21 protein-coding genes are annotated in these 24,357 nt (G+C 72.4%); 9 read left to right on the top strand and 12 right to left on the bottom strand.

The features are described from left to right. Positions 1-6: 6 nt before the first annotated feature. Positions 7-687: a helix-turn-helix domain-containing protein gene (locus HNR23_RS08150; protein ID WP_221308062.1), complete on the bottom strand. Its 681-nt coding sequence runs from the start codon at positions 685-687 to the stop codon at positions 7-9. Positions 688-990: 303 nt separating this feature from the next. Here HNR23_RS08150 and HNR23_RS08155 point away from each other — a divergent pair, with 303 nt between their 5' ends. After that, positions 991-1,407 carry an HPF/RaiA family ribosome-associated protein gene (locus tag HNR23_RS08155; protein ID WP_184074816.1) on the top strand — a complete coding sequence of 139 codons (417 nt, stop codon included), beginning with the start codon at positions 991-993 and terminating at the stop codon, positions 1,405-1,407. 91 nt (positions 1,408-1,498) lie between these two features. On the opposite strand, the gene HNR23_RS08160 is transcribed toward HNR23_RS08155, so the two are convergent. From HNR23_RS08160 to HNR23_RS08170, 3 genes are all read right to left on the bottom strand, one after another. Then, complete coding sequence (locus HNR23_RS08160; protein WP_184074817.1) at positions 1,499-2,104, bottom strand: CBS domain-containing protein; 606 nt, start codon at positions 2,102-2,104, stop codon at positions 1,499-1,501. A gap of 199 nt (positions 2,105-2,303) precedes the next feature. After that, the gene (locus tag HNR23_RS08165; RefSeq protein WP_184074818.1) at positions 2,304-4,736 is read right to left on the bottom strand and encodes a glycoside hydrolase family 65 protein; all 2,433 of its coding nucleotides are present in this window, start codon (positions 4,734-4,736) and stop codon (positions 2,304-2,306) included. After that, complete coding sequence (locus tag HNR23_RS08170) at positions 4,733-5,500, bottom strand: HAD family hydrolase (RefSeq protein ID WP_343070475.1); 768 nt, start codon at positions 5,498-5,500, stop codon at positions 4,733-4,735. The genes HNR23_RS08165 and HNR23_RS08170 overlap by 4 nt, the downstream gene beginning before the upstream one ends. A gap of 266 nt (positions 5,501-5,766) precedes the next feature. Here HNR23_RS08170 and HNR23_RS08175 point away from each other — a divergent pair, with 266 nt between their 5' ends. Then, a complete protein-coding gene (locus HNR23_RS08175) occupies positions 5,767-6,462 on the top strand; it encodes a class I SAM-dependent methyltransferase (protein ID WP_184074819.1) in 696 nt (231 codons plus the stop codon). A 158-nt stretch (positions 6,463-6,620) separates the two neighbouring features. On the opposite strand, the gene HNR23_RS08180 is transcribed toward HNR23_RS08175, so the two are convergent. Both HNR23_RS08180 and HNR23_RS08185 read right to left on the bottom strand, forming a co-directional pair. After that, on the bottom strand, positions 6,621-7,724 hold the full coding sequence (locus tag HNR23_RS08180) for an IS630 family transposase (RefSeq protein WP_184072741.1): 1,104 nt from the start codon (positions 7,722-7,724) through the stop codon (positions 6,621-6,623). A 34-nt stretch (positions 7,725-7,758) separates the two neighbouring features. After that, on the bottom strand, positions 7,759-10,068 hold the full coding sequence (locus HNR23_RS08185; protein WP_184074820.1) for an FdhF/YdeP family oxidoreductase: 2,310 nt from the start codon (positions 10,066-10,068) through the stop codon (positions 7,759-7,761). A gap of 356 nt (positions 10,069-10,424) precedes the next feature. Between HNR23_RS08185 and HNR23_RS08190 the strand changes: the two genes are divergently transcribed. The 3 genes from HNR23_RS08190 (at position 10,425) to HNR23_RS08200 (ending at position 11,872) form a co-directional block, all read left to right on the top strand. Next, positions 10,425-10,628, top strand: coding sequence for a cold-shock protein (locus HNR23_RS08190; protein WP_184074821.1), 204 nt, complete (start codon positions 10,425-10,427; stop codon positions 10,626-10,628). Positions 10,629-10,784: 156 nt separating this feature from the next. Further along, positions 10,785-11,312: a GNAT family N-acetyltransferase gene (locus HNR23_RS08195; protein ID WP_184074822.1), complete on the top strand. Its 528-nt coding sequence runs from the start codon at positions 10,785-10,787 to the stop codon at positions 11,310-11,312. Between the two features lie 143 nt (positions 11,313-11,455). After that, entirely contained in the window at positions 11,456-11,872 is a 417-nt protein-coding gene (locus HNR23_RS08200; RefSeq protein ID WP_184074823.1) for an ACT domain-containing protein, read from the top strand. A gap of 90 nt (positions 11,873-11,962) precedes the next feature. Here HNR23_RS08200 and HNR23_RS08205 read toward each other — a convergent pair whose 3' ends face one another. Continuing rightward, a complete protein-coding gene (locus tag HNR23_RS08205; RefSeq protein ID WP_184074824.1) occupies positions 11,963-12,787 on the bottom strand; it encodes an SWIM zinc finger family protein in 825 nt (274 codons plus the stop codon). Next, on the bottom strand, positions 12,784-15,951 hold the full coding sequence (locus HNR23_RS08210; protein WP_394353756.1) for a DEAD/DEAH box helicase: 3,168 nt from the start codon (positions 15,949-15,951) through the stop codon (positions 12,784-12,786). The genes HNR23_RS08205 and HNR23_RS08210 overlap by 4 nt, the downstream gene beginning before the upstream one ends. Before the next feature lie 188 nt (positions 15,952-16,139). Between HNR23_RS08210 and HNR23_RS08215 the strand changes: the two genes are divergently transcribed. Beyond that, the gene (locus HNR23_RS08215; RefSeq protein ID WP_221308063.1) at positions 16,140-16,532 is read left to right on the top strand and encodes a hypothetical protein; all 393 of its coding nucleotides are present in this window, start codon (positions 16,140-16,142) and stop codon (positions 16,530-16,532) included. A 108-nt stretch (positions 16,533-16,640) separates the two neighbouring features. On the opposite strand, the gene HNR23_RS08220 is transcribed toward HNR23_RS08215, so the two are convergent. Genes HNR23_RS08220 through HNR23_RS08235 form a run of 4 tightly spaced genes read right to left on the bottom strand, consistent with a single transcriptional unit; the run spans position 16,641 to position 20,462 of the window. Beyond that, positions 16,641-17,213 (bottom strand): GTP-binding protein, encoded by a 573-nt coding sequence (locus HNR23_RS08220; RefSeq protein WP_184074825.1) that lies wholly within the window; start codon positions 17,211-17,213, stop codon positions 16,641-16,643. Between the two features lie 14 nt (positions 17,214-17,227). Continuing rightward, positions 17,228-17,596, bottom strand: a complete 369-nt coding sequence (locus tag HNR23_RS08225) for a DUF742 domain-containing protein (RefSeq protein ID WP_184080079.1) — start codon at positions 17,594-17,596, stop codon at positions 17,228-17,230. A 5-nt stretch (positions 17,597-17,601) separates the two neighbouring features. Then, complete coding sequence (locus HNR23_RS08230; RefSeq protein WP_184074826.1) at positions 17,602-18,051, bottom strand: roadblock/LC7 domain-containing protein; 450 nt, start codon at positions 18,049-18,051, stop codon at positions 17,602-17,604. Continuing rightward, a complete protein-coding gene (locus tag HNR23_RS08235; RefSeq protein ID WP_246421645.1) occupies positions 18,048-20,462 on the bottom strand; it encodes a sensor histidine kinase in 2,415 nt (804 codons plus the stop codon). The genes HNR23_RS08230 and HNR23_RS08235 overlap by 4 nt, the downstream gene beginning before the upstream one ends. A gap of 451 nt (positions 20,463-20,913) precedes the next feature. Between HNR23_RS08235 and HNR23_RS08240 the strand changes: the two genes are divergently transcribed. The 3 genes from HNR23_RS08240 (at position 20,914) to HNR23_RS08250 (ending at position 23,994) form a co-directional block, all read left to right on the top strand. Then, positions 20,914-22,074, top strand: a complete 1,161-nt coding sequence (locus tag HNR23_RS08240) for an extracellular solute-binding protein (protein WP_184074828.1) — start codon at positions 20,914-20,916, stop codon at positions 22,072-22,074. Between the two features lie 250 nt (positions 22,075-22,324). Continuing rightward, positions 22,325-23,155 (top strand): ABC transporter permease, encoded by an 831-nt coding sequence (locus HNR23_RS08245; RefSeq protein ID WP_343070476.1) that lies wholly within the window; start codon positions 22,325-22,327, stop codon positions 23,153-23,155. Continuing rightward, positions 23,143-23,994 carry an ABC transporter permease gene (locus HNR23_RS08250; RefSeq protein WP_221308065.1) on the top strand — a complete coding sequence of 284 codons (852 nt, stop codon included), beginning with the start codon at positions 23,143-23,145 and terminating at the stop codon, positions 23,992-23,994. Before HNR23_RS08245 ends, HNR23_RS08250 begins: the two co-directional genes overlap by 13 nt. The last annotated feature ends 363 nt before the right edge of the window (positions 23,995-24,357 follow it).

Raw genomic sequence — 24,357 nt, forward strand, 5'->3', positions numbered from 1 at the left:
CGCGCCTCACGGCCCCCAGCGTGAGCGGATCCGGCGCCCGGTCACCCGGAACGGAACGATGTGCAGGTAGGCGTCGCCGTGCCCCTCCGGCCACGGACGGACGGGTACCGCGGCCAGCTGCTCCATCAGCCGGTCCGATTCGCGTATCCGCTGAGCGCGGCCGGCGATCAGCACGCTCCACCCCTCGCCCATCACACCGTCGATCGCGTCGACCTCGAAGCCGACGTCGCCGTGTGCGTAGCGCCCGATGACACCGCCCGCACGCGTCCGCACCACGATCGCGCCGTCGACCAGCGCGAAGTTCACCGGAAGGACGCTGGGCGCGGCCTCGCCGGCGATGTGGAACGCCAGGCGCCCGATACCCCCGCAGGAGATCAGCTCCATGCACTCCTCGACGGAGAGCCCGTCCAACTCGGCCTCGCCGGTGGAGGTCGCGTGGCAGCCGGGAGGCAGCTCCGACTCGGCCCCCAGGAGCGCCTCCTCGGAGGTCCGCAGTGCGGTGGCGAGCCGGTGCAGCGCCCCCCGCGTGAGCTGCGGCGGCATCTCCTCGATGTAGGCGATGTAGCCGGGGTGCATCCCGGCCCGCCGCGCGAGCTCCTCGCGGCTCAGGCCGAGCTCGGCTCGGCGGTGGGCCACGCGTCGCCCGAGGTCGCCCCTGGCGTGTTCGGGGCGGTGGTCGGTCTTCATCTCTTCCCCCGAAGGTGGACGGGTCGTGCCGGTCGGGGCGTACCCGCATCGGCACGCGGCCGCGGCGGCCCCTGTCTCGATGGTCGCCGGACGCGGACGCCGGTGCACGGGGTCCGACGGTCCAGGGGACGGGCCGATGGTCCCGAGGAGCATGGGAGGCAGGCGCCGCACCGAATCGGGCCGAAGGGCCGGGCCGATCCGGGCCCCATGGCGCTGGCAGGACCCGCGCGACGCGTCGAGACTGGCGAAGGACAACCGCCCACCAGGGCCCCGGGCAACGAGGCCGTTCGAGGGGGAACCACCATGGGACGCACAGAGGCCTGGCAGGACCGGCGGATCACCGTGTCCACGGGGCGCGGGTTCGACGCGGCGGTCGCCGCCCACGTCGAAGACCGGCTGGCCGCTCTGGACAGCCGGCACGGCCCGCACATCCGGCGCGTCCACGGGGCCGTGCGCCACCTGGCCGTTCCGGGGTACGGCGAGATCACCCGGATCGAGGTGGCGGTCTGCTCCTCATCCGGCGACGTCCACGCGGTCGCCGACGCCGACAGCGTGTACGCCGCGGTGGACAAGGTCCTCCGCGCCGCCTACCGCCGCCTGGTGGTCCGCGCGGCCGCGGAGCGGCACCGCCGTGGTGAGGGGGCGGCGGGCGTGCCCCGGCCCGGCACGGCGCCGCAGGAATCAGCGGACGACGCCTACCGCGGTCCGTGGGTGACCTGACCCGGCACGGCAGTGTGCCCCGGGAGGCCCGCCGCCCCCGCCGACGCTCCCCTGACCCGGGGCGTCGGCGGGGGCGGCGGGCCTCCCGGGGTCAGCCGGATTCCACCACCACCCGGCTCACCCCGGGGACCATTCGGGCGATGCTCGCCACCAGCGACTCCTCCGCAGGGGTATGCCCGTTGCGGCCGGACAGGTGCGCGACACCGTCCGCCACGCGCACGTCCCACCCCCGCGTGTAGGGGCCGCGCACGCTGAGCGCCGTCAGCACCTCGTCGCGGATCCGCGTGTCGGGGCGCGCATAGGCCCGCAGCAGCTCGCGCCGACAGACCATGCCGATGACCGTGCCCTCGCGCACCACCGGCACACACCGGATCCGCGCGTGGTACATGCGCTGCGCCAGCTCCGCGACGTCGCCGACCTCCGTGGTGGTGATCACCTGCCGGGTCATCACATCGGAGATGCGGCGGGGCAGCGGGGATTCCGGTGCCGGGCGCGGAGCGATCGACGCGCGGGGGTCGGCTTCCAACCGGTCGCGCAGCAGGTCGATCTCGGTCACGATCCCGCACAGTTTTCCGGACGGGCCGATCACCGGCGCCGCCTGCACACCGGTGCGCACGAACGCCGCGGCCGCCTCCTTAAGCCGCGTGTCCTCGGCCAGCAGGAGGCGCGGGGGAGTCATCGCCTCTCGAACCAACATCTCGGCCGCCTCACTCCTCAGGTCGGGGACCCGTCGGGTCCGGCAGTGCTCCGGCACCGGGCGGGCGCGGGCCCCGCGCCCGCCCGGTGCCGGTCGGGCACCTCCACTCCACCGCGGCCGACCGGGGCGCGGCAGCGTCCGAACGTCCGGACGCCGCGGGCCCTTCGTCGTCCTCCGCGCCGGTCGACCCGGGCGTCTCTCACACCCCGGTCGGTGCGCCGTGGGCCGGATGCAGGGCCATGACCCGCGTGTGACCCGGCGGGACGTCGACGCGGCGCCCTGACAGCTCCACTTCGAGCGGCGGTTCGTCGGAGGGCGGCACGGTGATCGCCACCCGGCCCTCGCAGATCGACACCTCGATACCCCAGTGGCCCCGGTAGCGGATCCGGAAGGTGAAGCAGTCGAGCTCGGCGGGCAGCAGCGGGTCGAGCCGCAGGACCCCCTCCGCCGTGGACAGGCCCGTGTAGCAGCGCGTGAGGATGTCCACGGTCCCCGCCATCGCGCCCAGGTGGATGCCCTCGGCGGTCGTTCCGCCCTGCACGTCCTCGATGTCGGAGCGCAGCGCCTCCAGGAAGAACCGCCACGACGACTCGCGGTCGGTGTCGGCCAGGACCCAGGCGTGCACCACCGAGCTCAGCGTCGATCCGTGCGAGGTGCGGGCCAGGTAGTAGTCGATGGTCCGGGAGATGAGATCGGGCTCGCAGGTGTAGCCCAACCGGCACAGGATCCGCGCGAACTCCTCGGCCGGAAGCAGGAAGAACAGCATCAGCACGTCGGCCTGCTTGGACGCCCGGTAGCGGTTGCACGTGTCGCCCTCCGCCTCCAGGATGCGGTCCAGCCGGTGGATGTCGCCGTAGGTGGCCCGGTAGCCCGCCCAGTCCAGCTCCTCCAGCCCCGCATACCCGTCGAACTGGCTGACCACGCCGTCGTGGAACACCACCCGCATCCGCTCGGTGATGCGACGGAACTCCTCCAGCTCCGCCGGCGTCAGCTCCAAAGCCTCCCGCAGGTCCCGACTGCGCCACTCCGGCAGCGCCTCCACCACCTCCAGCGCCCGCATCAGCACCCACACCGTCATGATGTTGGTGTAGGCGTTGTCGTCCAGACCGGGCTCCTCCCGGTCGGGCATGCCGTCGTGGTACTCGTCGGGCCCCATCACGCCGCGGATCCGGTAGCGCCCGGCCTCCTCGTCGAACTCGGTCAGCGAGGCCAGCATGCGGGCGATCTCCAGCAGGAGCTCCGCCCCGAAGTCGGAGAGGAAGGTGACATCCCCGGTGACCCGGTAGTGCTGCCAGACGTTGTAGGCGATCGCGATCCCGGAGTGCCGCTGCAGCCGGGAGTTGTCCGGAAGCCACCGCCCCGAACGGGGGTTGAGGTGCAGGACCTGGGTCTCCTCCCGCCCGTCGCTCCCGCTCTGCCAGGGGAACAGGGCACCGCGCAGCCCCGCCTCCCGAGCGGCCGCCCGCGCCTGGGGCAGGCGTCGCCACCGGTAGCGCAGCAGCGCCCGCGCCGTCTGCGGGTAGCGCAGGTCGAGGAACGGGAACACGAACAGCTCGTCCCAGAACACGTGCCCCCGGTAGGCCTCGCCGTGCAGCCCCCGCGCGGGCACCCCGACGTCGAGGTCGGCGGTGTGCGGCGACACTGTCTGCAACAGGTGGAAGACGTGCAGGTTGAGGGCGAGCTGGCCCTCGCCGCCGCCGATGTCCACGGCGCACGACCGCCAGATCCGCTCCCAGGCGAGCGTGTGGCGGCGCAGCACCTCGCCGAAGGTGCCGGCGCGCGCGGCCGCCTCGCGCGCCGCCGTCAGGTCGTCGCTGATGGCCGTATCGCGGGAGGTGTACAGCGCCACCACCTTCTCCACCTGCACCACCCGCCCCTCGGCGGCATCGACGCCCAGGTCGCAGGCGACCCACCCGTCGGCCGCCGAGGCGACCGGTTCGCCCAGCGTGCCGCGGTCGGACGCCTGCACATCCACCGAGGTCCGGGCGGCCAGCGCGATGCGGATCCGGGAGGTGGCCGTCTCGGCGCGCAGCCAGGTGCGGCCGGTGCCCGCCGCGTCGGGGCCGTCGCGGCCGGTGTCCAGGGGGCGCAGGTGGTCGCCGCGCAGCAGCGAGTAGCGCCGCACGCCCTCGTTGCGCACGCGCGCGTCCAGCGCCGAGCGCACCGTCAGGCGTCCGCTCCAGTTCTCCGGGACCAGGGTCGCCTCCAGCGCGGCGACGTGCGGGTCGTCCATCGAGACCAGGCGGCGCTGCGTCATCCGGGTCACCCGGCCGGCCTGGTCACGCACCCTGCACGTGCGGGTGAGCACGCCGCGCCGCAGATCCAGCTCCACCCGGTCGTCGTGGGCCTCGGAAGTGGTGAACCACGGCCCGTCCCCGACCCGGAATGTCAGCGGCAGCCAGTCGGGGGCGTTGACCATGTCCTCGTTCTCCACCTCCTGGCCGGCGACGGTGGAGGTGAGCCGGTTGTAGCAGCCCGCGATGTAGGTCCCCGGGCGGCGCGAGCCGTCGGTGTGCGGCTCGGGCGTGGCACCGCGCGTGGCGAAGTACCCGTTGCCCAGGGTGCACAGCGCCTCGCGCAGCCCGGCGCGGTCGGGGCTCAGCTCGTCGTAGGTCAGCGTCCAGGCGTTCACGGGGAGACCTCCACGAAGTCGAGTTCGGCCAGGTCGGAGACGACGATGTCGGCGCCGCGTTCGTACAGTCCGCCGCGCTGATCGCCGCGGTCGACCCCGATCACCCACCCGAAGCCGCCGCGCCGTCCGGCCTCCACCCCCACCAGCGAGTCCTCGACCATGGCGGTGTGCCCGGGTTCCGCCGACAGCCGCCGCGCCGCCTCCAGGAACAGGGCGGGATCGGGTTTGCCCGGCAGGCCCAACCGGGCGGCCTCCACCCCGTCGACGCGCGCGTCGAAGAGGTCCTCGACACCGGCGGCGTGCAGTACCGCGGCGCAGTTGCGGCTGGCCGAGACGGCGGCGGTGGGGATGCGGGCGCCGCGCAGACGGTGCAGCAGTGCGACGGTGGAGGGGAACACGCGGACGCCGTCCCGGGTGATGCGGTCGCGGAAGATCCGGTCCTTGCGCGCGGCCACCGAGGCGACCGTGGCGGTGTCGGGGGCGTCGGGGGGAGCGGTCTCGGGCAGGGCCAGGCCGCGGGAGCGAAGGAAGGCGCGCACGCCGTCGGACCGCGAACGGCCGTCGACGTACGCCAGGTAGTCGCCGGCGGCGTCGAACGGCTGCAGGCGTGCGCCGTCGGCCGCGGAGGGGGACCGCAGCACCTCGTCGAAGACGGCCTTCCACGCGGCGGCGTGCACGGAGGCGGTGTCGGTGATGACCCCGTCCATGTCGAAGACCACCGCGGCCAGGTCGTCGATGCGGATCCGTGCGCTGTCTCGGGCCACGGCTTCCTCCCGGGAAACGGCGTGTGGGACGGGGCGTTGTACGTCATGACACCACCCGAGGAGCGGCGGGAGCGAGGACGTTGGTTGCGCATGGGCGGGTCGGACCGCCCATGTTCGGGCTTGTTACTGGTCTCCTACCCGGCCGCGTGCCCGGATCAGCCGGCACACCGCCGCTGTTCGGCCGGACGGGCGGGGCGCCGATGTTTATCGGCCCGGAAAGCCGACGAGGAGACCTGCATGCCCTGTCCTCGTCTCTGGAGTGCGACATGACCGCCGGCGGTGAACCGTCCCGCCCGGGCCCGGACCCGCGGGGAATCCCGGCCACCGACCTGCGCCACCCGGTCTTCGCCCGCATCTGGCCCCGGCTGCGGGTCGGCATGGACCGCGGGGGGATGGCCGAGCGCCGCCGCGACCTGCTGGCCGGCCTGGCCGGGCGGGTCATCGAGGTGGGCGCGGGCGACGGCGCCGACTTCGCCCACTACCCGCCCGAGGTCACCGGGGTGCTCGCAGTGGAACCGGAGCCCCGGCTGCGCGCACTGGCCCGCGCCGCCGCCCGCACCGCTCCCGTCCCCGTGCGGGTCACCGGGGGTATCGCCGAGGCCCTGCCCGCCGCCGAGGGATCCTTCGACGCCGCCGTCGCCAGCCACGTGTTGTGCTCGGTGCGCGACGAGGCCGCGGCCGCGGCCGAGCTGCACCGGGTCCTCCGACCGGGCGGGCGGCTGCGCTTCCTGGGCCACGTCGGCGCGGCGGCCCCGGCCGCGCGGGCGGTGGAGTGGCTGCTCGACGCCACCTTCTGGCCGCGGCTGTGCGCCGGGTGCCACCTGGGTCGAACCACCCTGGACACCCTGCGCCGCGCCGGGTTCCGGCTGAACGAGGGCACACTGGTGTGGTTCCACTTCCCCGAAGTGCGTATTGTGACCCCCGGCGGCCGCCACGTCCTGGCCGAACTCCGCCGCCCCTAGGGCGTGTTTGGCGGATGCTTTCCGGTGAGCGAGCGGCCGTCCGGGGCGGCGCTCGCAAGCCGCTTCACGAAGTCAATCCAGGTCGGCTTCACGAGTGGAGCGGCGCAGCGAGCGTCGTTCCGGTGGCCGCGAGCCGGGAATGATCCGTCAAACACGCCCTAGTGTCCTGATTGGTTAGTTCGTTTGTTGATTTGTTGGCAGTAGAAGGCAAGGCTGTCGAGGATCTCCTCGGCGGTCTTGGTCCACACATATGGGCGGGGGTCCTCGTTCCAGGACGCGGCCCAGGCGCGGATGTCCTTTTCCAGGGCTTGGACGCTGCGGTGGGTGCCGCGGCGGATCAGCCGCTCGGTGATCTCGGCGAACCAGCGTTCGACCAGGTTCAGCCAGGACGAGCCGGTCGGGATGAAGTGGAGGTGGAACCGGGGGTGGCGCAGCAGCCACCTGCGGATCTCGGGTGTCTTGTGCGTTGCGTAGTTGTCCAGGACCAGGTGTACCTGCAGCTCGGCAGGGACCTCGCGGTCGATCTTGGCCAGGAACTTCTTGAACTCCGTGGCGCGGTGCCGGCGGTGGATGGAGGTGATCACCCGGCCGGTGGCGGTGTCCAGGGCTGCGAACAGGCTGGTCACTCCCGCGCGCACATAGTCATGGGTCGCGCGCTCGGGTGTGCCGGGCATCATCGGCAGGACCGGCTGGGTGCGGTTGAGGGCCTGGATCTGGGATTTCTCGTCCACGCACAGCGCGACCGCCCGTTCGGGAGGGTCCAGGTACAGGCCGACCACGTCGCGGACCTTGTCGATGAAGAACGGGTCGGTGGAGAGCTTGAACGACTCGGTGCGGTGGGGTTGCAGGCCGAAGGCGTTCCAGATCCGCCAGACCGCGTTCTGGGTGAGGCCGGTGTGCTTGGCCATGGAGCGTGTGGACCAGTGGGTGCCGTGGGCGGGCCTGGTCTCCAGGGTCGCGGCCACGACCGCCTCGACCTGGGCGTCGGTGACGGTGCGCGGCCGGCCCGGCCGTGGTTCGTCGGTCAGGCCCTCCAAGCGGTGCTCGGCGAAGCGCTGCCGCCACTTGGTCACCGTGGGCGCCGACACCCCCAGCTCGCGCCGCACTTGGGCGTTGGACATGCCCTGGGCGCAGGCGAGCACGATCCGCGCCCGCAGGGCCAGGTCCTGGGCGGTCTTGCGGCGTCTGACCCACCGCTGGAGCTCGGTGCGCTCGTCCTCGGACAGGTCCAGCGGTGGCGGTTTCGGTCCGGGAAGACTCATCCCACAACCATAAACGAACTAACCAATCAGGACACTAGTGCCCGGAGTCGGGTTCCAGGCGGACGATGATCGACTTGGAGGTGGGGGTGTTGGAGGTGTCGGCGGTGGAGTCCAGGGGTACCAGGACGTTGGTCTCCGGGTAGTAGGCGGCGGCGCAGCCCCTGGTGGTGGGGTATTCGACGACCTTGAAGTGGGGTGCGCGGCGGTCGGTGCCGTCGGTCCATTCGCTGACGATGTCGACGTACCGGCCGCCTTCGACGCCGAGTTCGGCGCAGTCCTCGGGGTGGACGAGGATGACGCGGCGGCCGTCGTGGATGCCGCGGTAGCGGTCGTCCAGCCCGTAGATGGTGGTGTTGAACTGATCGTGGGAGCGCAGGGTCTGCAGGAGCAGCCTGCCCTCGGGGACCTCCGGGGCGGTCATCGCGTTGACCGTGAAGTTGGCCTTCCCCGTCGCCGTGGGGAACCGGCGCTCGTCGCGCGGCGCGTGGGGCAGCGCGAAGCCGCCGGGGCGGCGGGCGCGCTCGTTGAAGTCGTCGAAGCCCGGCACCACGCGCTCGATCCGGTCGCGGATCCGGTCGTAGTCGGCGGTGAAGGACTCCCACGGCACGGTGTCGTCGGTGCCCAGGACCCGGCGGGCCAGGCCGCAGACGATCGCGACCTCCGAGCGCATCTCCGATGACAGCGGGGTGACCTTGCCCCGGGACGCGTGCACCATGCACATCGAGTCCTCGACGGTCACGAACTGCTCGCCGCCCTGCTGCACGTCCCGGTCGGTCCGGCCCAGCGCCGGCAGGATCAGCGCCCGCGTCCCGGTGACGACGTGCGACCGGTTCAGCTTCGTGGACACGTGGACGGTCAGCCGGCAGCGCCGCATCGCGTCCTCGGTGACGCGGGTGTCCGGCGAGGCCGACACGAAGTTGCCGCCCATCGCGAAGAACACCTTCACCCGCCCATCGCGCATCGCGCGGATGGTATCGACCGTGTCGAGCCCGGGTTCGCGCGGCGGCTCGAAGCCGAACTCCTCGGCCAGCGCGTCCAGGAAGTCCTGTGAGGGGCGCTCGAAGATCCCCATCGTGCGATCGCCCTGCACGTTGCTGTGCCCGCGCACCGGGCACACGCCGGCGCCGGGGCGCCCCACGTTGCCGCGCAGCAGCAGGAAGTTCACGATCTCCCGGATGGTGGGCACCGCGTGCTTGTGCTGGGTCAGGCCCATCGCCCAGCACACCACGATGCGCTTGGACGCCAGCACCATGGCCAGCGCCTCGTCGATCTCCTTCCGGGCCAGCCCGGTCGCCCGGGACACCTTGGCCCAGAACGCCTCCTCGTCGGTGTCCAGCAGCCGCGCGGCGAACTCCTCGAAGCCGTGGGTGTGTTCGGCGATGAAGGCCCGGTCGAGGACGGCCGCGCTGCCGCTGCGCTCGGCGATCTGCAGCAGCAGCCGGTTGAACGCGCTGAACAGGGCGAGGTCACCGCCCACCCGGATCTGCAGGAAGAGGTCGGTGAGCCGGGTGCCGCGCCCGACCAGGCCGCGCGCGGTCTGCGGGTTCTTGAACCGCTGCATCCCGGCCTCCGGCAGCGGGTTGACCGTCATGATCCGCGCGCCCGCCCGCTTGGCCTTCTCCAGGGCGGTGAGCATGCGGGGGTGGTTGGTGCCCGGGTTCTGCCCCGCCACGATGATCAGGTCGGCCCGGTAGATGTCGTCCAGCAGCACGCTGCCCTTGCCGATGCCCAGCGTCTCGGTCAGCGCGGACCCCGATGACTCGTGGCACATGTTGGAGCAGTCCGGCAGGTTGTTGGTGCCGAACCGGCGGGCGAACAGCTGGTACAGGAACGCGGCCTCGTTGCCGGTGCGCCCCGAGGTGTAGAAGGCGGCGCCGTCCGGGGAGTCCAGCGCGCCGAGCTCGTCGGCGATCAGCCCGAACGCCTCGTCCCACCCGATGGGCGTGTAGTGGTCGGCGCCGTCGGCCAGGTACATGGGCTCGGTGAGTCGGCCCTGCTGGCCCAGCCAGTACCCGGAGCGCTCGGCGAGGTCGGCGACGCTGTGGCGGGCGAAGAACTCCCGGGTGACCGCGCGGCGGGTGGACTCCTCGGCGACCGCCTTGGCGCCGTTCTCGCAGAACTCGGCCGGGTGCCGGTGGTCGGGCTCCGGCCAGGCGCAGCCCGGGCAGTCGAAGCCCTTCTTCTGGTTGACGCTGACCAGGGTGAGCAGGCCGCGCTTGGGCCCGGACTGCTCCCCGACCACGCGCAGGCTGTTGACGATGGCGGGGAGGCCGACGGCCTGGGTGTGCGGAGCCTCGACCCGGGGGTCGTCCTGGCGCGGGTCGTCGCTCGGTGCGGTGGACATGGGCGGCTCATCCCCCTATGAACGCGGTGTCGACGTCGACGACGTGAACCTACCCCCATTCTGGCACTCGGGGCGGCGCGCGGTCTCCCATCGTGGCCGGGAGCCGACCGTCGGCGACGGGTGTCGGCCGGTGCCCACCGGAAACGCCCAGGTGATCACGGTCACATGACACTGGAGTGGTCCGTGTGATAGCGTCGCAGACAGGTTGCAGTCTTGATTTCGCTTGATCGTGTGTGATCGCCCGCGGAGTTTTTGACCAGCGGGCGTTTTTCTTTTCTGAAGAAAAAGGTTCGCAGCACCTGCAGAGCCGCAAAGTGCGGGTCTGGAACTGATCTTCAGAAGGTAGGAGATCGCGTATGGCGCAGGGAACCGTCAAGTGGTTCAACGGCGAAAAGGGCTTTGGTTTCATCCAGCAGGACGCCGGTGGCCCCGACGTTTTCGTGCACTACAGCAACATCAGCGGGTCTGGCTTCCGTAACCTGGAAGAGAACCAGCGCGTTGAGTTCGACATCACTGAGGGCCCGAAGGGCCCGCAGGCCGAGAACGTTCAGGGCCTCTAAGACCTGAGCTCTTCGTGAGCCTTGCTGTGGGGGCCGTCCGGGAGACCGGGCGGCCCCCGCTTGCATGTACGGGTCGGTGACGCCGGGGACACCGGAGGACCGTGTGGCCAGGGGGCCCGCCGTTTGGACCCCTTCGCGTGCGGTTACATTCGGGACATGACCGCTGAAGTGCGCACCGAGCGCCTGATCATCCGCGACTGGGACCTTTCCGACGCGGATGCCGCACTGAGCATCTACGGCGCCGAGGAAGTCGCGCGGTGGCTCACCCCTCAGATGCACACCGTGTCCGACGTCTCCGCGATGCGGTCGGTGCTGCACGCCTGGACCGAGGCCCAACCCGACCTGGTGCCGCCCGCCGGCCGCTGGGCGATCGTCCGCGCCGAGGACGGCGAACTCATCGGCGGGCTCTCGCTGCGGCAGCTGCCCCCCTATGAGGAGGACTTCGAGCTCAGCTGGCAGCTGCGCCCCGACGTCTGGGGCAACGGGTATGCCACCGAGGCGAGCAGGGCCCTCATCCGGTGGGCGTTCGACCAGGGCATCGAGGAACTGTTCGCCGTCGCGCGCCCCGACAACGAACGCGCCATCGCCACCGCCCGTCGCATCGGCATGGAGTGGGTCGGCGAGACCGACAAGTACTACGACCGCCGACTGCAGGTCTTCCGCATCCGTCCTGCGGAGACGTGACGCCGAAGGGAACGGGCCACCGCACGTGCCGACGCCCCCGTCGGCCCGGGGACGTCGACCTGCGCCTGTCCGCCGCCCTCGACCGCATAACCTAGGTCGACGCGGTCATCACATGAACCGCGGACGGGGAGAATCAAGAGCGCGTGAGCACCGCCGAACACGACCTCACCCGGCTACTGACCGGGATGCGACCCGAGCTGCGTCCGGGCCGCTACGTCTTCACCCATGCCGACCGGGTCCCGGAGGGCGTGCAGCCGGTCGTCACCGTCGCCGAGGACGAGGCCCTGACCATCGTGTGCCGCCAGGCCGAGGCCGATGCGGCGGGCCTGGCCTATGACTACCAGGCCGCCTGGATCACCCTGCGGGTCCACTCCGCACTGGAGGCCGTGGGGCTCACCGCCGCCGTATCCGCCGTACTCGCCGATGCCGACCTGTCGTGCAACGTCGTCGCCGGCTTCCACCACGACCACCTCTTCGTCCCCCACACCGACGGCCCCCGAGCGGTGGAACTGCTGCGCTCGCTCGCCGCACGGGCGGCGGACGGCGTGGAGCACCACTGACCCTCCACCGGCGGCGCCACCGGTTCCCGCGCTCCTGATCGCTGCGGCCTCCACCGCCCGGTCGCCGATGCGCGGTGCGCGTCGCAGCGATCAGTGCAACCGGGCGGTCAGCCGCTCATAGAGCGGTTCGAGCTCGCGCACCAGTGAGCCGCCGTCGTCGCCCGGAGGGTCGGTCGTCAGCATCACCGGCTGCGGCGGCCCCTCGCACGCCGGAGGCCGGGGCGGGTCCGGGGCGGACCAGAAGGCGTCGCCGGTCTGCGGCAGGGGAGGAGCGGCGGGCAGCGGAGGACAGGGAAGGTCCGCGAACAGGGCGGCCTCGTCTTCCCGTTCCCGAGCCGTCCCGCCCCCCGGCTCCGCGGCGGCGCGTGCCGCCCGGCGCAGCTCGGACAGGAACTCCCCGCGTTCCCTGCCGAGCCAGGCGAGCAGCAGGAACGGGTCGGAGTCCAGCATGCCGGCCAGAGCCTGGAGCACCGCCGCCACATGCGTGCACACCCCTTCCCACCCCGGGCAGGAGCATGCCAGTGCCAGGTCGCCGACGCCGCGCGGGAAGAGGGGGACACCCAGGACGTCGAAGACCCGCTCCACCTCCGGCGGCAACCCCCCGGCCAGCAGCCGGGCGCGGAACAGCGGCTGCCCGGCCAGCGCCGCGACCACCGTCGCCCACTCCTCCTCGTCCAGCGTCGGCAGGATCAGGCTCACGCGGTAGGGGCTCCCGCCGGAGTCGTGCACCTTGGCGAGCACCTCGCCCGGTGACACCCTGAGGTCGTGCACCGCGTCCTGGGCCGCACGGTGTCGCCCGTGCCCCAGCCGCACGCCCTCGGGGCCCGATTCCATCGCCTCGACGAAGCGGCGCGACCACCACGAGCGACCCTGGACGGGTCCGCCGCCGGTGCCGCGCGTGCCACCCTGGCTCATCGGGTCACCGCCTCCGGGGCCAGCCGGACCACCTCGCGCAGTTCCTCGGTGGACAGCTCGGTCAGCCACTCCTCACCCGTGGCGATCACCCCCTGCGCCAGCGCCTTCTTGCGCTCGATCATCTCGTCCACCCGCTCCTCCAGCGTTCCGACGCAGACCAGTTTGCGCACCTGCACGTCGCGCCGCTGCCCGATGCGGAACGCCCGGTCGGTGGCCTGGTCCTCCACCGCGGGGTTCCACCACCGGTCGATGTGCACGACCTGGTTGGCCGCGGTCAGGTTGAGCCCGGTCCCGGCGGCCTTGAGCGACAGCAGGAACACCATCGGCTCGGTGGAGGACTGGAAGCGCTCCATCATCTCCTCGCGCCGCGCCCGCGGTGTGCCGCCGTGCAGCCACAGCACCTCGCGGTCGAGCCGCGCCGCCAGGTAGGGCGCCAGCCGGTCCCCCAGCGCGGTGTACTGCGTGAAGCACAGCGCCTTGTCGCCCTCGGCCAGCGCCTCCGCCAGCAGGCCCTCCAGCCGCTCCAGCTTCCCCGACCGCCCGGCCAGGGGCGATCCGTCACCCAGGAACTGGGCCGGGTGGTTGCAGATCTGCTTGAGCCGCGCCATCGTCCCCAGCACCAGGCCCTTGCGCTGGATCCCGTCCGCCCCGTCGATCCGCTCCGTCATCTCGTCGACCGCCGCCCTGTACAGCGACGCCTGCTCGGCGGTGAGCGTGCACCAGGTGAGCATCTCGTGTTTCTCCGGCAGGTCGGAGATGATCGCCCGGTCGGTCTTGAGCCGCCGCAGGATGAACGGGCCGGTCAGACGCTTGAGCAGCGCGGTCTCGGCCCGCCCGCCCGCCGCCTCGTCGCCGGTGCCGGACACCTCGCGCTCGACCCGGTCGGCGATCCCCCGCCGGAACGCGGCCTCCGAACCCAGCAGCCCTGGATTGGCGAACTCCATGATCGCCCACAGCTCGCCGAGGTTGTTCTCCACCGGTGTGCCGGTGAGCGCGATACGGCAGTCGGCGTTCAGATCCCGCACCGCCCGCGCCTGCCGGGTGCCGCTGTTCTTGATCGCCTGGGCCTCGTCGCACACCACGCGGTGCCACGGCATCGCGGCCAGCTCCTCGGCATCGCGCAGCACCACCCCGTAGGTGGTCACGATCAGGTCGGTCACCCCCACGATCCGGGCCAGCGCGTTGCCGTGCGGCCGATTCGGCCCGTGGTGGACATGGACGCGCAGGTCCGGGGCGAAGAGCGCGGCTTCGCGCTGCCAGTTGCCGACCAGCGACACCGGGCAGACGAGCAGGGTGGGACCGGGCGCGGTCCGCCCGCCCCCGGCACGTTCCCGCGCACGCTCATCGGTGAGCAGCGCCAGTAGCTGCACGGTCTTGCCGAGGCCCATATCGTCGGCGAGGACCGCGCCCAGGCCGAGCGATCCGAGGAAGCGGAGCCAGGCGGCGCCGCGACGCTGGTAGGGGCGGAGCGTCCCGTCGAAGTCGTCGGGGGTGGCCATCGGGGTGAGGCGCTGCTCGGCCGCCCCGCCGAGCAGGGCACCCAGCGCGCCGTCGGCGTCGACGTCGGTGACGGGCAGCGGCGCGGCGTCCGGCGCCATCACCGCGCGCAGCGCCGCGTCGCGGCGCATGGTGCCGCGCCCGCGGCGGCGCAGGAAGTCCAGGGCGGTGCGCAGGTGCGCCGGGTCGACCTCCACCCAGCGTCCGCGCAGCCGGACCAGCGGCTGCTTGAGCCGGGCGAGCTCGGCGAGTTCGTCGATGTCCACGGCCTGGTCGCCGAGGACCGCCTCGAAGGAGAAGTCCACCAGGTCGGTCGGCCCGATTCCGCCCCCGCGGCCAGGAGGTGCGGGCCGCTTGTCGCGGGTGGTCAGCCGGAGCCCCAGCGCGCTGCGGCCGGTCCACTCCGGCAGCACGACCGCGAAGCCGGCGGCGCTCAGCCGCGGGGCGATGTCGCGGATGAAGGCGTAGGCGCCGCCGGTGCCCATGGTCAGGGCGGAGGGAGCGAGTTCGCGCAAGGCGCCGTGGACGGCGGGGTAGTGGCGGGCGGCCCGGGAGAGGTCGCGCAGCACCGTCGACTCGACGTCGTCGGGCAGCCAGGTGCCGCCAGCGCCCAGCCACAGGTCGGCGAGTGACAGCTGCAGGCTCGGGTCGGACGCCGACTGCACCCAGAACTCCACCCGCCACACCCCACCGCCCGCGGGCGGACGTTCGGTGCCCCTCTCGCCGGCACCGGCCGCGGCGTGGTCGGGGGCAGCGGCGTCACGGTCGGGTTCGATCAGACGGAACAGCAGCCGAGCGCGGCCCCGGGGGCCGTGGGCCGCCCGGTGCCAGTCGCGCAGCCGCGCCGCCGATCGGCCCGTGTCGGCGTCGGTGGTAACGCGGGCGTCGGGCCCGGTCAACGCCGCACGCAGCGACCGCCCGTCACGCCGGTGGCGGTGGCCGAGCGGGCCGAGGCGGTCGCGGGCGACGGCGTCCACCAGGTCGCACAGGGCCGTGAAGACCGGCGTGCCCGCCTCCGCGCCGGTCGGATCCAGGTGCGCCCGGGCGGCGGCGGGCGCGGTACTGCTCAGGGCGGCCAGGTGCCGGGCGTCGGTGTCGGAGAGGACCGGGCGCCACCGGGCGTGGGCGGGGTCGCCGACGAGCAGGGGGAGGAGCCGCCCGCGGGAGACCAGGTGGCCTGCGAATTCGGCGACAGCGAGGAGGTGGCGCAGGCCCGGGCCCAGGGCCAGGTCACCGACGTCATGGGCGGTGGAGAGGAGGGTCGGCAGCCGCGCCGCGGCTGCCGACGGGATGCGCAGGGCGGGGACCCGCCACCGCCGCAGGGCCGGGGCCTCCACGTGGGGAGCATCGGGGATCGGTCCCAGGGCGGGGGAGGGGAGGGGGTGGGTCGGAGAGCCGGGCAGGTGGAGTTCCGTCTCGGTCGGTGCCGCCGCGGTGAGGGCCGCCGGGTGGGTCGCCGGGAGTTCGGAGTCGCCGCCGCGGGCCAGAGCGGTGATCGCGTCGCGCAGCGCGGCGGACGGCGCTGCGTACGGGTGCGGCCTGACGGCCGCGCGCGCACCGGTCCGGGCCGACCCGGTGGCGTCCTCTCCCCACAGGACCAGGGCGCCGGTGCCGTCCGTCGATCCGATGTCGGCCGCGCTCTCCCAGTGGCCGTGCAGGACCAGCACCTCTCATCTCCCCTTGCCTGTTCCCAGTGGATGCGGTGCTGGACCGTCCGCTCGGCCCGACCCCGATCCGCGACCCTACCGGGCCGCAGCCCCCCGGCCGAGCCCTCATCCCACCACGCCCCGGTGACATCCGGCGCTCGGGCGGCCTGCGTGGGCGGCCGTTGCGCGGCATGGGTGAGGATGGCGGCATGACGTGGTGGATTCGCGCCCTGTACGAGGACGAGGGCCTGTGGTCGTACTTCGAGGCCGATGACGAGGGCTGGGCGGCGCGCCACGTCGAGATCCGGGCGGCGGACGGGGCGCCGACGGCGGCCTGCCTGCGGGAGGTGCTGCATCTGCGGGACCACGGCGATCTCGGCGCCATGGCCTGCTACGAGCGGCGGTACGGCGTTCTCGCGGAGGGGAGCCTGGAGGGGTGGCGGGACCACGCGGGGGCCGTCGAGATGTCGGGGGACGAGTTCGAGCGGTTGTGGGCGAAGGCCCGGCGGGCGCTGGGGAGGTCGGCCGGAACCGCGTGTGGCCCGGGGTGCCCGGGCCACACGCCGGGGATCGCGTCGGCCCAGTTCGAATCTACGCCGTAAAGGTGCCGGATGTGGGATTCCACCGGTCCACGGCACAACCGACATCGGTGCGGCTGCGCCGCACGACCCCCGCGGCGCGCCCGGCCGCCCCGGGCCGCGCCTCAGCGGTCATGCGCCGGACAGTTCCAGCTGCAGCACGTGGGAGACCAGGTCGACCATCACTGCCTTGACCGACTCCCGCTCCCGCGCGTCGCAGAGCATGACCGGCACGCCCGCATCCAGGTCCAGCGCGACCCGTACGTCCTCCGGCACGTGTGAGCGGTGCCCGTCGAAGCAGTTCACGGCCACCACGAACGGCAGGTGCCGCTGCTCGCAGAAGTCGATCGCCTCGAAGCACTCGGCCAGCCGCCGCGTGTCGGCCAGCACGATCGCGCCCAGGGCGCCCTCCGCGAGCTCGTCCCACATGAACGAGAAGCGCCCCTGCCCGGGCGTGCCGAACATGTAGATGACCGTCCGCTCGTCGAGGGTGATCCGGCCGAAGTCGAGCGCCACGGTGGTGGTCGTCTTGTCCTCCACGCCCTGCAGGTCGTCGACGCCGGTGCTCTCCTCGGTCATCACCTCCTCGGTGTGCAGCGACTCGACCTCGCTGAGCGCGGCGACCAGCGTGGTCTTTCCGGCTCCGAACCCGCCGGCGACGAGGATCTTCAGGGTGTCGGGAACGATGCCCCCGGTGTCGGACATGAGGTGCCCCCTCTTCACAGCGCGCGGATGCGCTCGATGACGGATCGCAGGGTCTGCGCGTCGGGCCGGTGCTGCTGCCAGGGCGAGATGTGCACCATGACGTGCCCGCGGTCGAGCAGGTCGGCGATGAGGATGCGCAGGACGCCCAGTGGAAGGCGGGTGCGTGCGGCGACCTCGGCGACCGAGACGGGGCGGGCGCACTCGCCCATGACCGACAGGTGTTCCGGCTCCAGCTCGGCGGGCTCCATCGTGGGGACGGCGACCACCTGCGAGGTCATCGCGAAGTCGGTGCGCGAGGGCCGGGTGCGCCCGCCGGTCAGGGAGAAGGGCCGGATCAGCCGCCCGTTGTCGGCGGTGGCCGGATCGCTGTTCTCGACCTCCATGGCGGTCACCCACCCAGGGTGGTCTCGGCGGCGCCACGACGCCCCGACGTGCGCGGTAGCGCGGACAGGTGGGGGCCGACCTGGCGCACCAGCCGGTTGATCTCGTAGGCGACCTGGCCGATGTCGCAGCTGGAGTCGGCCACGAGGCTCAGGTGCGCGCCGTAGCCCGCGGCCAGGACGAACAGGAAGACGTTGTCCATCTCGACGATGGTCTGGCGGACCTCCTCGGCCCCCAGCTGCTTGCGGGCGCCCTTGGCCAGGCTGGAGAAGCCCGAGGTGATCGCGGCGATGCGTTCCGCCCGGTCGCGGTCGATGCCCGTGGATCCGGAGAGCAGCAGCCCGTCGGCGGAGACCAGGACCGCCTCACGGGCGCCGGCGACGCGGTGCACGAGATCGGTCAGCAGCCAGTCCAGGTGGGTGGACGCGCTCGGCGGAGTGGTGGTCGCCTCGTTCATCGGCTCTCCTCGGTGTTCGTCATGTCGTCTCCGGTTCCGCTCTCCGAGCGCCGCCCCTCGCGGGTGCCCGACTGGAGGGCGCTCATCATGTCGCGGATCTCCTCCAGCGGACGCGTCGCGTCCGCTGCCTCGGTCGTCATCGCCTCGGTCGGTGGAGCGGGGAGGGAAAGGCCCTGGCGCCGGGATGTGCGGACGCGCCGCGGCAGCCCCTTGTAGGTGTCGCCGGTCGGGGCGACGGGGGCCGGATGCGGCGGGCCGTCGCCCGCGGCGTCCGGGGCCGGTGCGGCTCCCGACGCGTCGGGAGCGGGGGAGAGGGGCGGTGATGCCGGCCGTGTGGGGTCGGCCGCGGGGGACGTGTGGTCGGTGGAGGGGGCCGTGCCGTCGTCCGCGCCGGGGCGGCCCTGCGGCTCGCCCATGGGCGGCCGGGGGGCGGCGGGAGCCGCCTCCGGTGCCGGGCGCCGGGCCGCATCGATGCGGGTGCCGGAGGTGGCGGGCGCGCCGTCGGCGATGGTCTGCGGCGGCAGTACGACGATGGCCTGGGTGCCGTTGTAGGGCGACGGGCGCAGGGTCACCTTCAGCCCGTGCCGCTCGGCGATGGTCGCCACGACGAACAGTCCGAGCTGGGAGTCCTCGCGCATGTCGGCGAGGTCGAAGTCGGGGGGCGCGGCGAGCAGGGCGTTGGCGCGCTCGTAGCGCTCGGGGGGCATGCCCAGTCCGCGGTCCTCGACCTCCAGGGCGTAGTGGCCGTTGGCCAGCGATTCGCCGCGCACGGTCACGCTGGAGTGGGGCGGGGAGAAGGAGGTGGCGTTCTCCAGCAGTTCGGCGAGGAGCCGGACGAGGTCGCGCCCGGCGTCGCCCTGGACGGACACGCCGGGCATGGGCAGCAGGCGGACCCGCTGGTAGTCCTCGATCTCACTGGAGGCGGCCCGTGCGGCGTCCTGGAGCGTGACGGGGTCGCTGCGGCGGGCGGGGCGGGCGGTACTGCCTCCGGTGAGCAGCATCAGGTTCTCGGCGTTGCGCCGCAGCTGGGTGCTGAGGTGGTCGATCCGGAACAGGGCCTCCAGCACGTCAGGGTCGGTCTCGGAGTGCTCCAGGGTGTCGAGCAGGCCGAGTTGGCGGTGCACGAGGGTCTGGGTGCGGCGGGCGACGTTGCGGAAGAGGTTGCGGACCCCGGCACGCAGCCGGGTCTCCTCGACGGCGGCGGTGACGGCTGCCCGTTGAGCGGTGTTGAACGCCTCGGTGACCTGGCCGATCTCGTCGTTGCGCAACACCGGGATGTCGGGTGCCTCGGCTTTGACGTCGACGTTCTGCCCGGCGCGCAGGCGGGCGGTGATGGTCGGCAGGCGGGTGTCGGCGTAGTCGAGGGTGGCCTCGCGCAGGTTCTGCATGCGGAAGCCGAGTCGGCGGGTGAAGCGCAGCGAGACCGTCAGCGAGGTGAGGACGGCGACCAGCGAGACCGTGCTCAGCGCGATGGCGCGCCACAGCAGGGAGGTGGCCTCGCCGTGGATGTCGGTGGTGACGGCCTCGGTGCGGTTCTCCTCGACCTTCTGGAAGTCGATGTCCACGGCCTCCTTGGCGGCCTTCCACGACTGGGCGTTGACCGGGACGGGTGTGGAGCGCTCGGGGGCGGCGGCGACGACCGTGTCCTCCAGGGCGCGCACGGTGCGGAAGAAGGCGCTGTCGACCAGGCCGTCGAAGATCGCACGCTCGCTGTCGCTGAGGTCGGGGGTGATCTGGGTGTGGAGGTAGCGCTGGGCGCCGACCGCGGCGGCGAACTCGGCGTGGTCGTCGGTGGTCCAGTCGTCGGCGGCGTGGGCGTAGGTGAGAATGGCGTCCTCGCGGGCCATGAGCTCGCGGGCACGCAGCAGCGAGGTGAGGCTGTGGGTGTTGTGGGCGAGGCGGCCCTCGACGAGTTCGGCCTGGGCGTCCCAGATGCGCAGTGCGTCCTCGATCGCGCCGTCGTAGTAGGCGGCGGCGTCGGCGCGGCCGGGGGTGGCCTCGTCGAGGGCGCTGCGGTGGTCGTTGAGCCCGTCGAGGGTGGTGTCGAAGCTCTGGACGCGGGTGGCGGCCGGATGGGGGGCGCCGGAGTCGATGGCGGCGCGGAACCCGTCGACGGTCTCGTCGGTCTGGGAGCGGATACGTGCCAGGGTGTCGTAGCGGGGGGTGCGACTTTCGGCGCGGGCGCCGGCGATGTACTCCATCGTGTAGCGGCGCTCGGCCTGCAGGTCGGCGATGACGTCGAGAACGGGGGCGCCGACGTCCTCGGTGAAAGCGGCGGTGGCGCGCAGCTCCAGCATGTCCTGGACGAGGACGGTCGTGAAGACGGCCCACAGGGCGAGCAGCGCGGCGCTGGGCAGGAGGGACAGGGCGATCAGCCGCGACCGGAGGGATCGGCGCTGCTCAGTGGGCATGGGGGTGCTCATTGTGGGTGGTGGTGGGGGGCGGGCGGGGGTGCCGTGGCGTCCGGTGGCGGGAGGTCGGCCGGACGGGTTTCGGTCGGGGGCGGACGTGGAACCTGGGATGGGGATACGAGAGGTGCGGGTCCTGAGCTAACCGGGGATCGGCGATTATCGCAAGCTTTGCCCGATGTGGGCATTCTGTGATGTTTATGTAATGGAGCGTTATTTCTCCTGGTTGGCGTGATGGGAAAGTTGATTGTTCAGATACTTTGTCTGTTTTTTCCGAATTGTCCGTGATGGGTTCTCGGAATCGTTACCGTTTCCCCGCGTTTCCCATGGCATCGTGAGGGCTTGCCCGCACCGACCGCACCGGTCGCCTCTCCCGCCCCATCCCCTCCATCACCCGAAATCCCCCCGGACCACGCGGGGACCGCCCCCGCGCCCCGTTGCCAAAGGACGTGCAGTGCCCAACGACACCACCCGCCCCCCGGCCCGACGGAGCCCGTTCCTCGCGGCGACCGCGCTCAGCGCGGTCGGCCTGCTCCTGCTCACGGCATGCGGCGCCCCGCCCGCCCCCTCCGGCGGAAACGACCGCGGAGAGGCGGCGACCGCCACCTCCGCCGAGGACTTCGGCGGCCTGGACGCCCTGGTCGAGGCCGCCCAGGAGGAGGGGCAGCTCAACGTCATCGCCCTGCCCCCGGACTGGGCCAACTACGGCGAGATGATCTCCACCTTCGAGGACAAGTACGGGATCACCGTCAACTCGGCCTCGCCCGACGCCTCCAGCCAGGAGGAGATCAACGCCGCCGAGCAGAACGCGGGCACCGACCGCGCCCCCGACGTCTTCGACCTGGGACACGCGGTCGCCCTCGCCAACGCCGACACCCACTTCGCCCCCTACAAGGTCGAGACCTGGGACGACATCCCCGAGGGGCTCAAGGACGCCGAAGGCCGCTACGTCGCCGACTACACCGGCTACATGTCCATCGGCTACAACGCCGACGAGGTGCCCGAGCCCGAGAGCGTCCTCGACCTGCTCGGCGACGACTACAAGGGCAAGGTCGCCCTCAACGGCGACCCCACCCAGGCCGGCGCCGCCTTCTCCGGCGTCGCCATGGCCGCACTCGCCAACGACGGCGGCGCCGACGACATCCAGGCGGGCGTGGACTTCTTCGAGGAGCTCAACAACGCCGGGAACTTCCTCCCCGTCGACCCGACCCCGGCCACCATCGCCTCGGGTGAGACGCCCGTCGTCATCGACTGGGACTACACCAACGCCCAGCAGACCATCGACCTGGAGGGCAAGGTCGACTGGAAGGTCGTCGTCCCCAAGGGTGCCGTCGTCAGCTCGTACTACTACCAGGCGGTCAACGCCGACGCCCCCAACCCGGCGGCGGCCCGCCTGTGGCAGGAGTTCGTCTACTCCGACGAGGGGCAGAACATCTACCTCAACGGCTTCGCCCGCCCCGTGCGGATGGACGCCATGGAGCAGGCGGAGACCCTGGACACCGGCGCCGCGGCGAACCTGCCCGACGCACAGGGCGACCCCGTCGAGCTCACCGAGGAACAGATCGAGAAGGCCAACGACGTCCTCGGCGAGAAGTGGGCCGCGGCGGTCTCCTGACCGCAGGACCCGCCCGCCGGGCCCGGTGCCCGGGAGTCCCCGGGCACCGGTGGCCGCACATCGCCGGGGGCGCGCCTCCTGACCGGCGCGCCCCCGGTCCCGCCGACCATGGTGAACGAGAAACACGACAGAGCCATTGACTAGCCTCAACGATTCTCCGCACGCGGCAGCGCCGGAACCGCCCGGCCCCCCGCCTGCCCCCCGCCGGGCCGCGACCTGGCTGCGCACCGCCCGAGACTACGCCGGAGCGGTGCCGTTCTTCGCCTTCGTGGCGGTCTTCCTGCTCTGGCCCACCGGGATCGTCATCTCGGGAGCCCTCACCGGCCCTGACGGCACCTTCTCACTGGAGCACCTGGCGACCGTCACCGGATCGGTGCACCTTGCCGCCTTCGGCCGCTCGGTGTGGCTGTCCCTGGTCACCGCCCTGATCGGGGCGGTCGGCGGGGCCCTGCTCAGCTGGGCCATCTCCACCCGACCCGGAAGCGGCGGGGGCGAGAGCCGCCTGCGCCGTGTCGTCACCGCGTTCTCCGGTGTGCTCGCCCAGTTCGGCGGCGTCATGCTGGCCTTCGCGTTCCTGGCCACCGTGGGCCTGCAGGGGTGGCTGACCCTCCTCCTGCGCGACCTGCTCGGCATCGACCTCTTCGCCGGCGGCAACTGGCTCTACGACATGCCCGGCCTCGTCCTGGTCTACTGCTACTTCCAGATCCCGCTGATGACCATCGTGTTCCTCCCCGCCCTGGACGGCCTGCGCAAGCAGTGGCGCGAGGCCAACGAGAGCCTCGGCGGCTCCGCGTGGCACTACTGGCGGCACATCGCCGGCCCCATCCTCGCCCCCGCGTTCGCCGGGTCGTTCCTCCTGCTGTTCGCCAACGCCTTCTCCTCCTACGCCACGGCGGCGGCGCTGGTCTCCCAGGGCGGACCGATCGTGCCCCTGCAGATCCGCAACGCACTGACCAGCGAGGTGATCCTCGGCCAGGCCGACATCGGCTACGCCTTGGCCTTCGGGATGGTCGTGGTCGTCGCCGTCGTCATGTCCCTGTACGCACTGCTGCAAAGGCGGACCGCACGATGGCTGCGCTGACCCCCACCCCGGCGCCGGCCCCGCCGAGTGGCTCCACCACGGCCCCCGGCCGCAGGGGTCGCGGCGGGGCGTCCCTGCTGCGCTGGACCATCCTGCTGGTCATCGGCGCCTACCTGCTGTTCCCGCTGCTGGCCATGTTGGAGTTCTCCACCCGCGGCGCCGAGGGGCGCACCGCCGAGGGGCGCACCGCCGAGGCATGGCGGGCCATCGGCGAGGACCCGCAGCTGGTGGCGGCCATCGCGACCTCGCTGCAGCTGGCCGTCCTGACCGTGCTGGGCATGCTGGTACTGCTGCTCCCCACCATGGTGCTCGTGCAGCTGCGGCTGCCCCGGCTGCACCGGGTCCTGGAGTTCGTCTGCCTGCTCCCGCTCACCATCCCCGCGATCGTCATCGTCGTCGGGCTGGGCCCCATCTACGCGTGGGTCGGCTACCTCGTCGGCGACTCCCCGCTCACCCTTGCGTTCGTCTATGTCGTGCTGGTGCTGCCTTACGCCTACCGGGCGCTGGACGCAGGGCTGCGCTCCTTCGACCTCAAGACGATGGCGGAGGCCGCCCAAAGCCTCGGGGCCTCATGGTGGTCGGTGATCCTGCGGGTGGTCGTGCCCAACATGCGCGCTGCGATCCTGTCGGCCGCGCTCATCTCGGTGGCCCTGGTGCTGGGCGAGTTCACCATCGCCTCGCTGCTCAACTACCCGACGCTGCAGGTGCAGGTCAACAACATCGGCAAACGCGACGCCTCCCTGTCGGTGGCGGTGTCGCTGGCCGCCCTGCTGTTCGGGTTCGTCCTACTACTGGCCTTGTCCTTCGCCGGACGCCGCCGGGCGAGGGCGAGCGAGTGAGTGGAGTCGTCGGCCTTTGATCGGCCGTAGGCCCGGGGTGGGTCGGCGGCGTAGCGAGTGAGGAGTCTGAGCCCGCAGGAGGCCCGGGCGAGGGCGAGCGAGTGAGTGGAGTCGTCGGCCTTTGATCGGCCGTAGGCCCGGGGTGGGTCGGCGGCGTAGCGAGTGAGGAGTCTGAGCCCGCAGGAGGCCCGGGCGAGGGCGAGCGAGTGAGTGGAGTCGTCGGCCTTTGATCGGCCGTAGGCCCGGGGTGGGTCGGCGGCGTAGCGAGTGAGGAGTCTGAGCCCGCAGGAGGCCCGGGCGAGGGCGAGCGAGTGAGTGGAGTCGTCGGCCTTTGATCGGCCGTAGGCCCGGGGTGGGTCGGCG

It is taken from the genome of Nocardiopsis mwathae (genome assembly GCF_014201195.1).
Lineage (GTDB): Bacteria > Actinomycetota > Actinomycetes > Streptosporangiales > Streptosporangiaceae > Nocardiopsis_C > Nocardiopsis_C mwathae.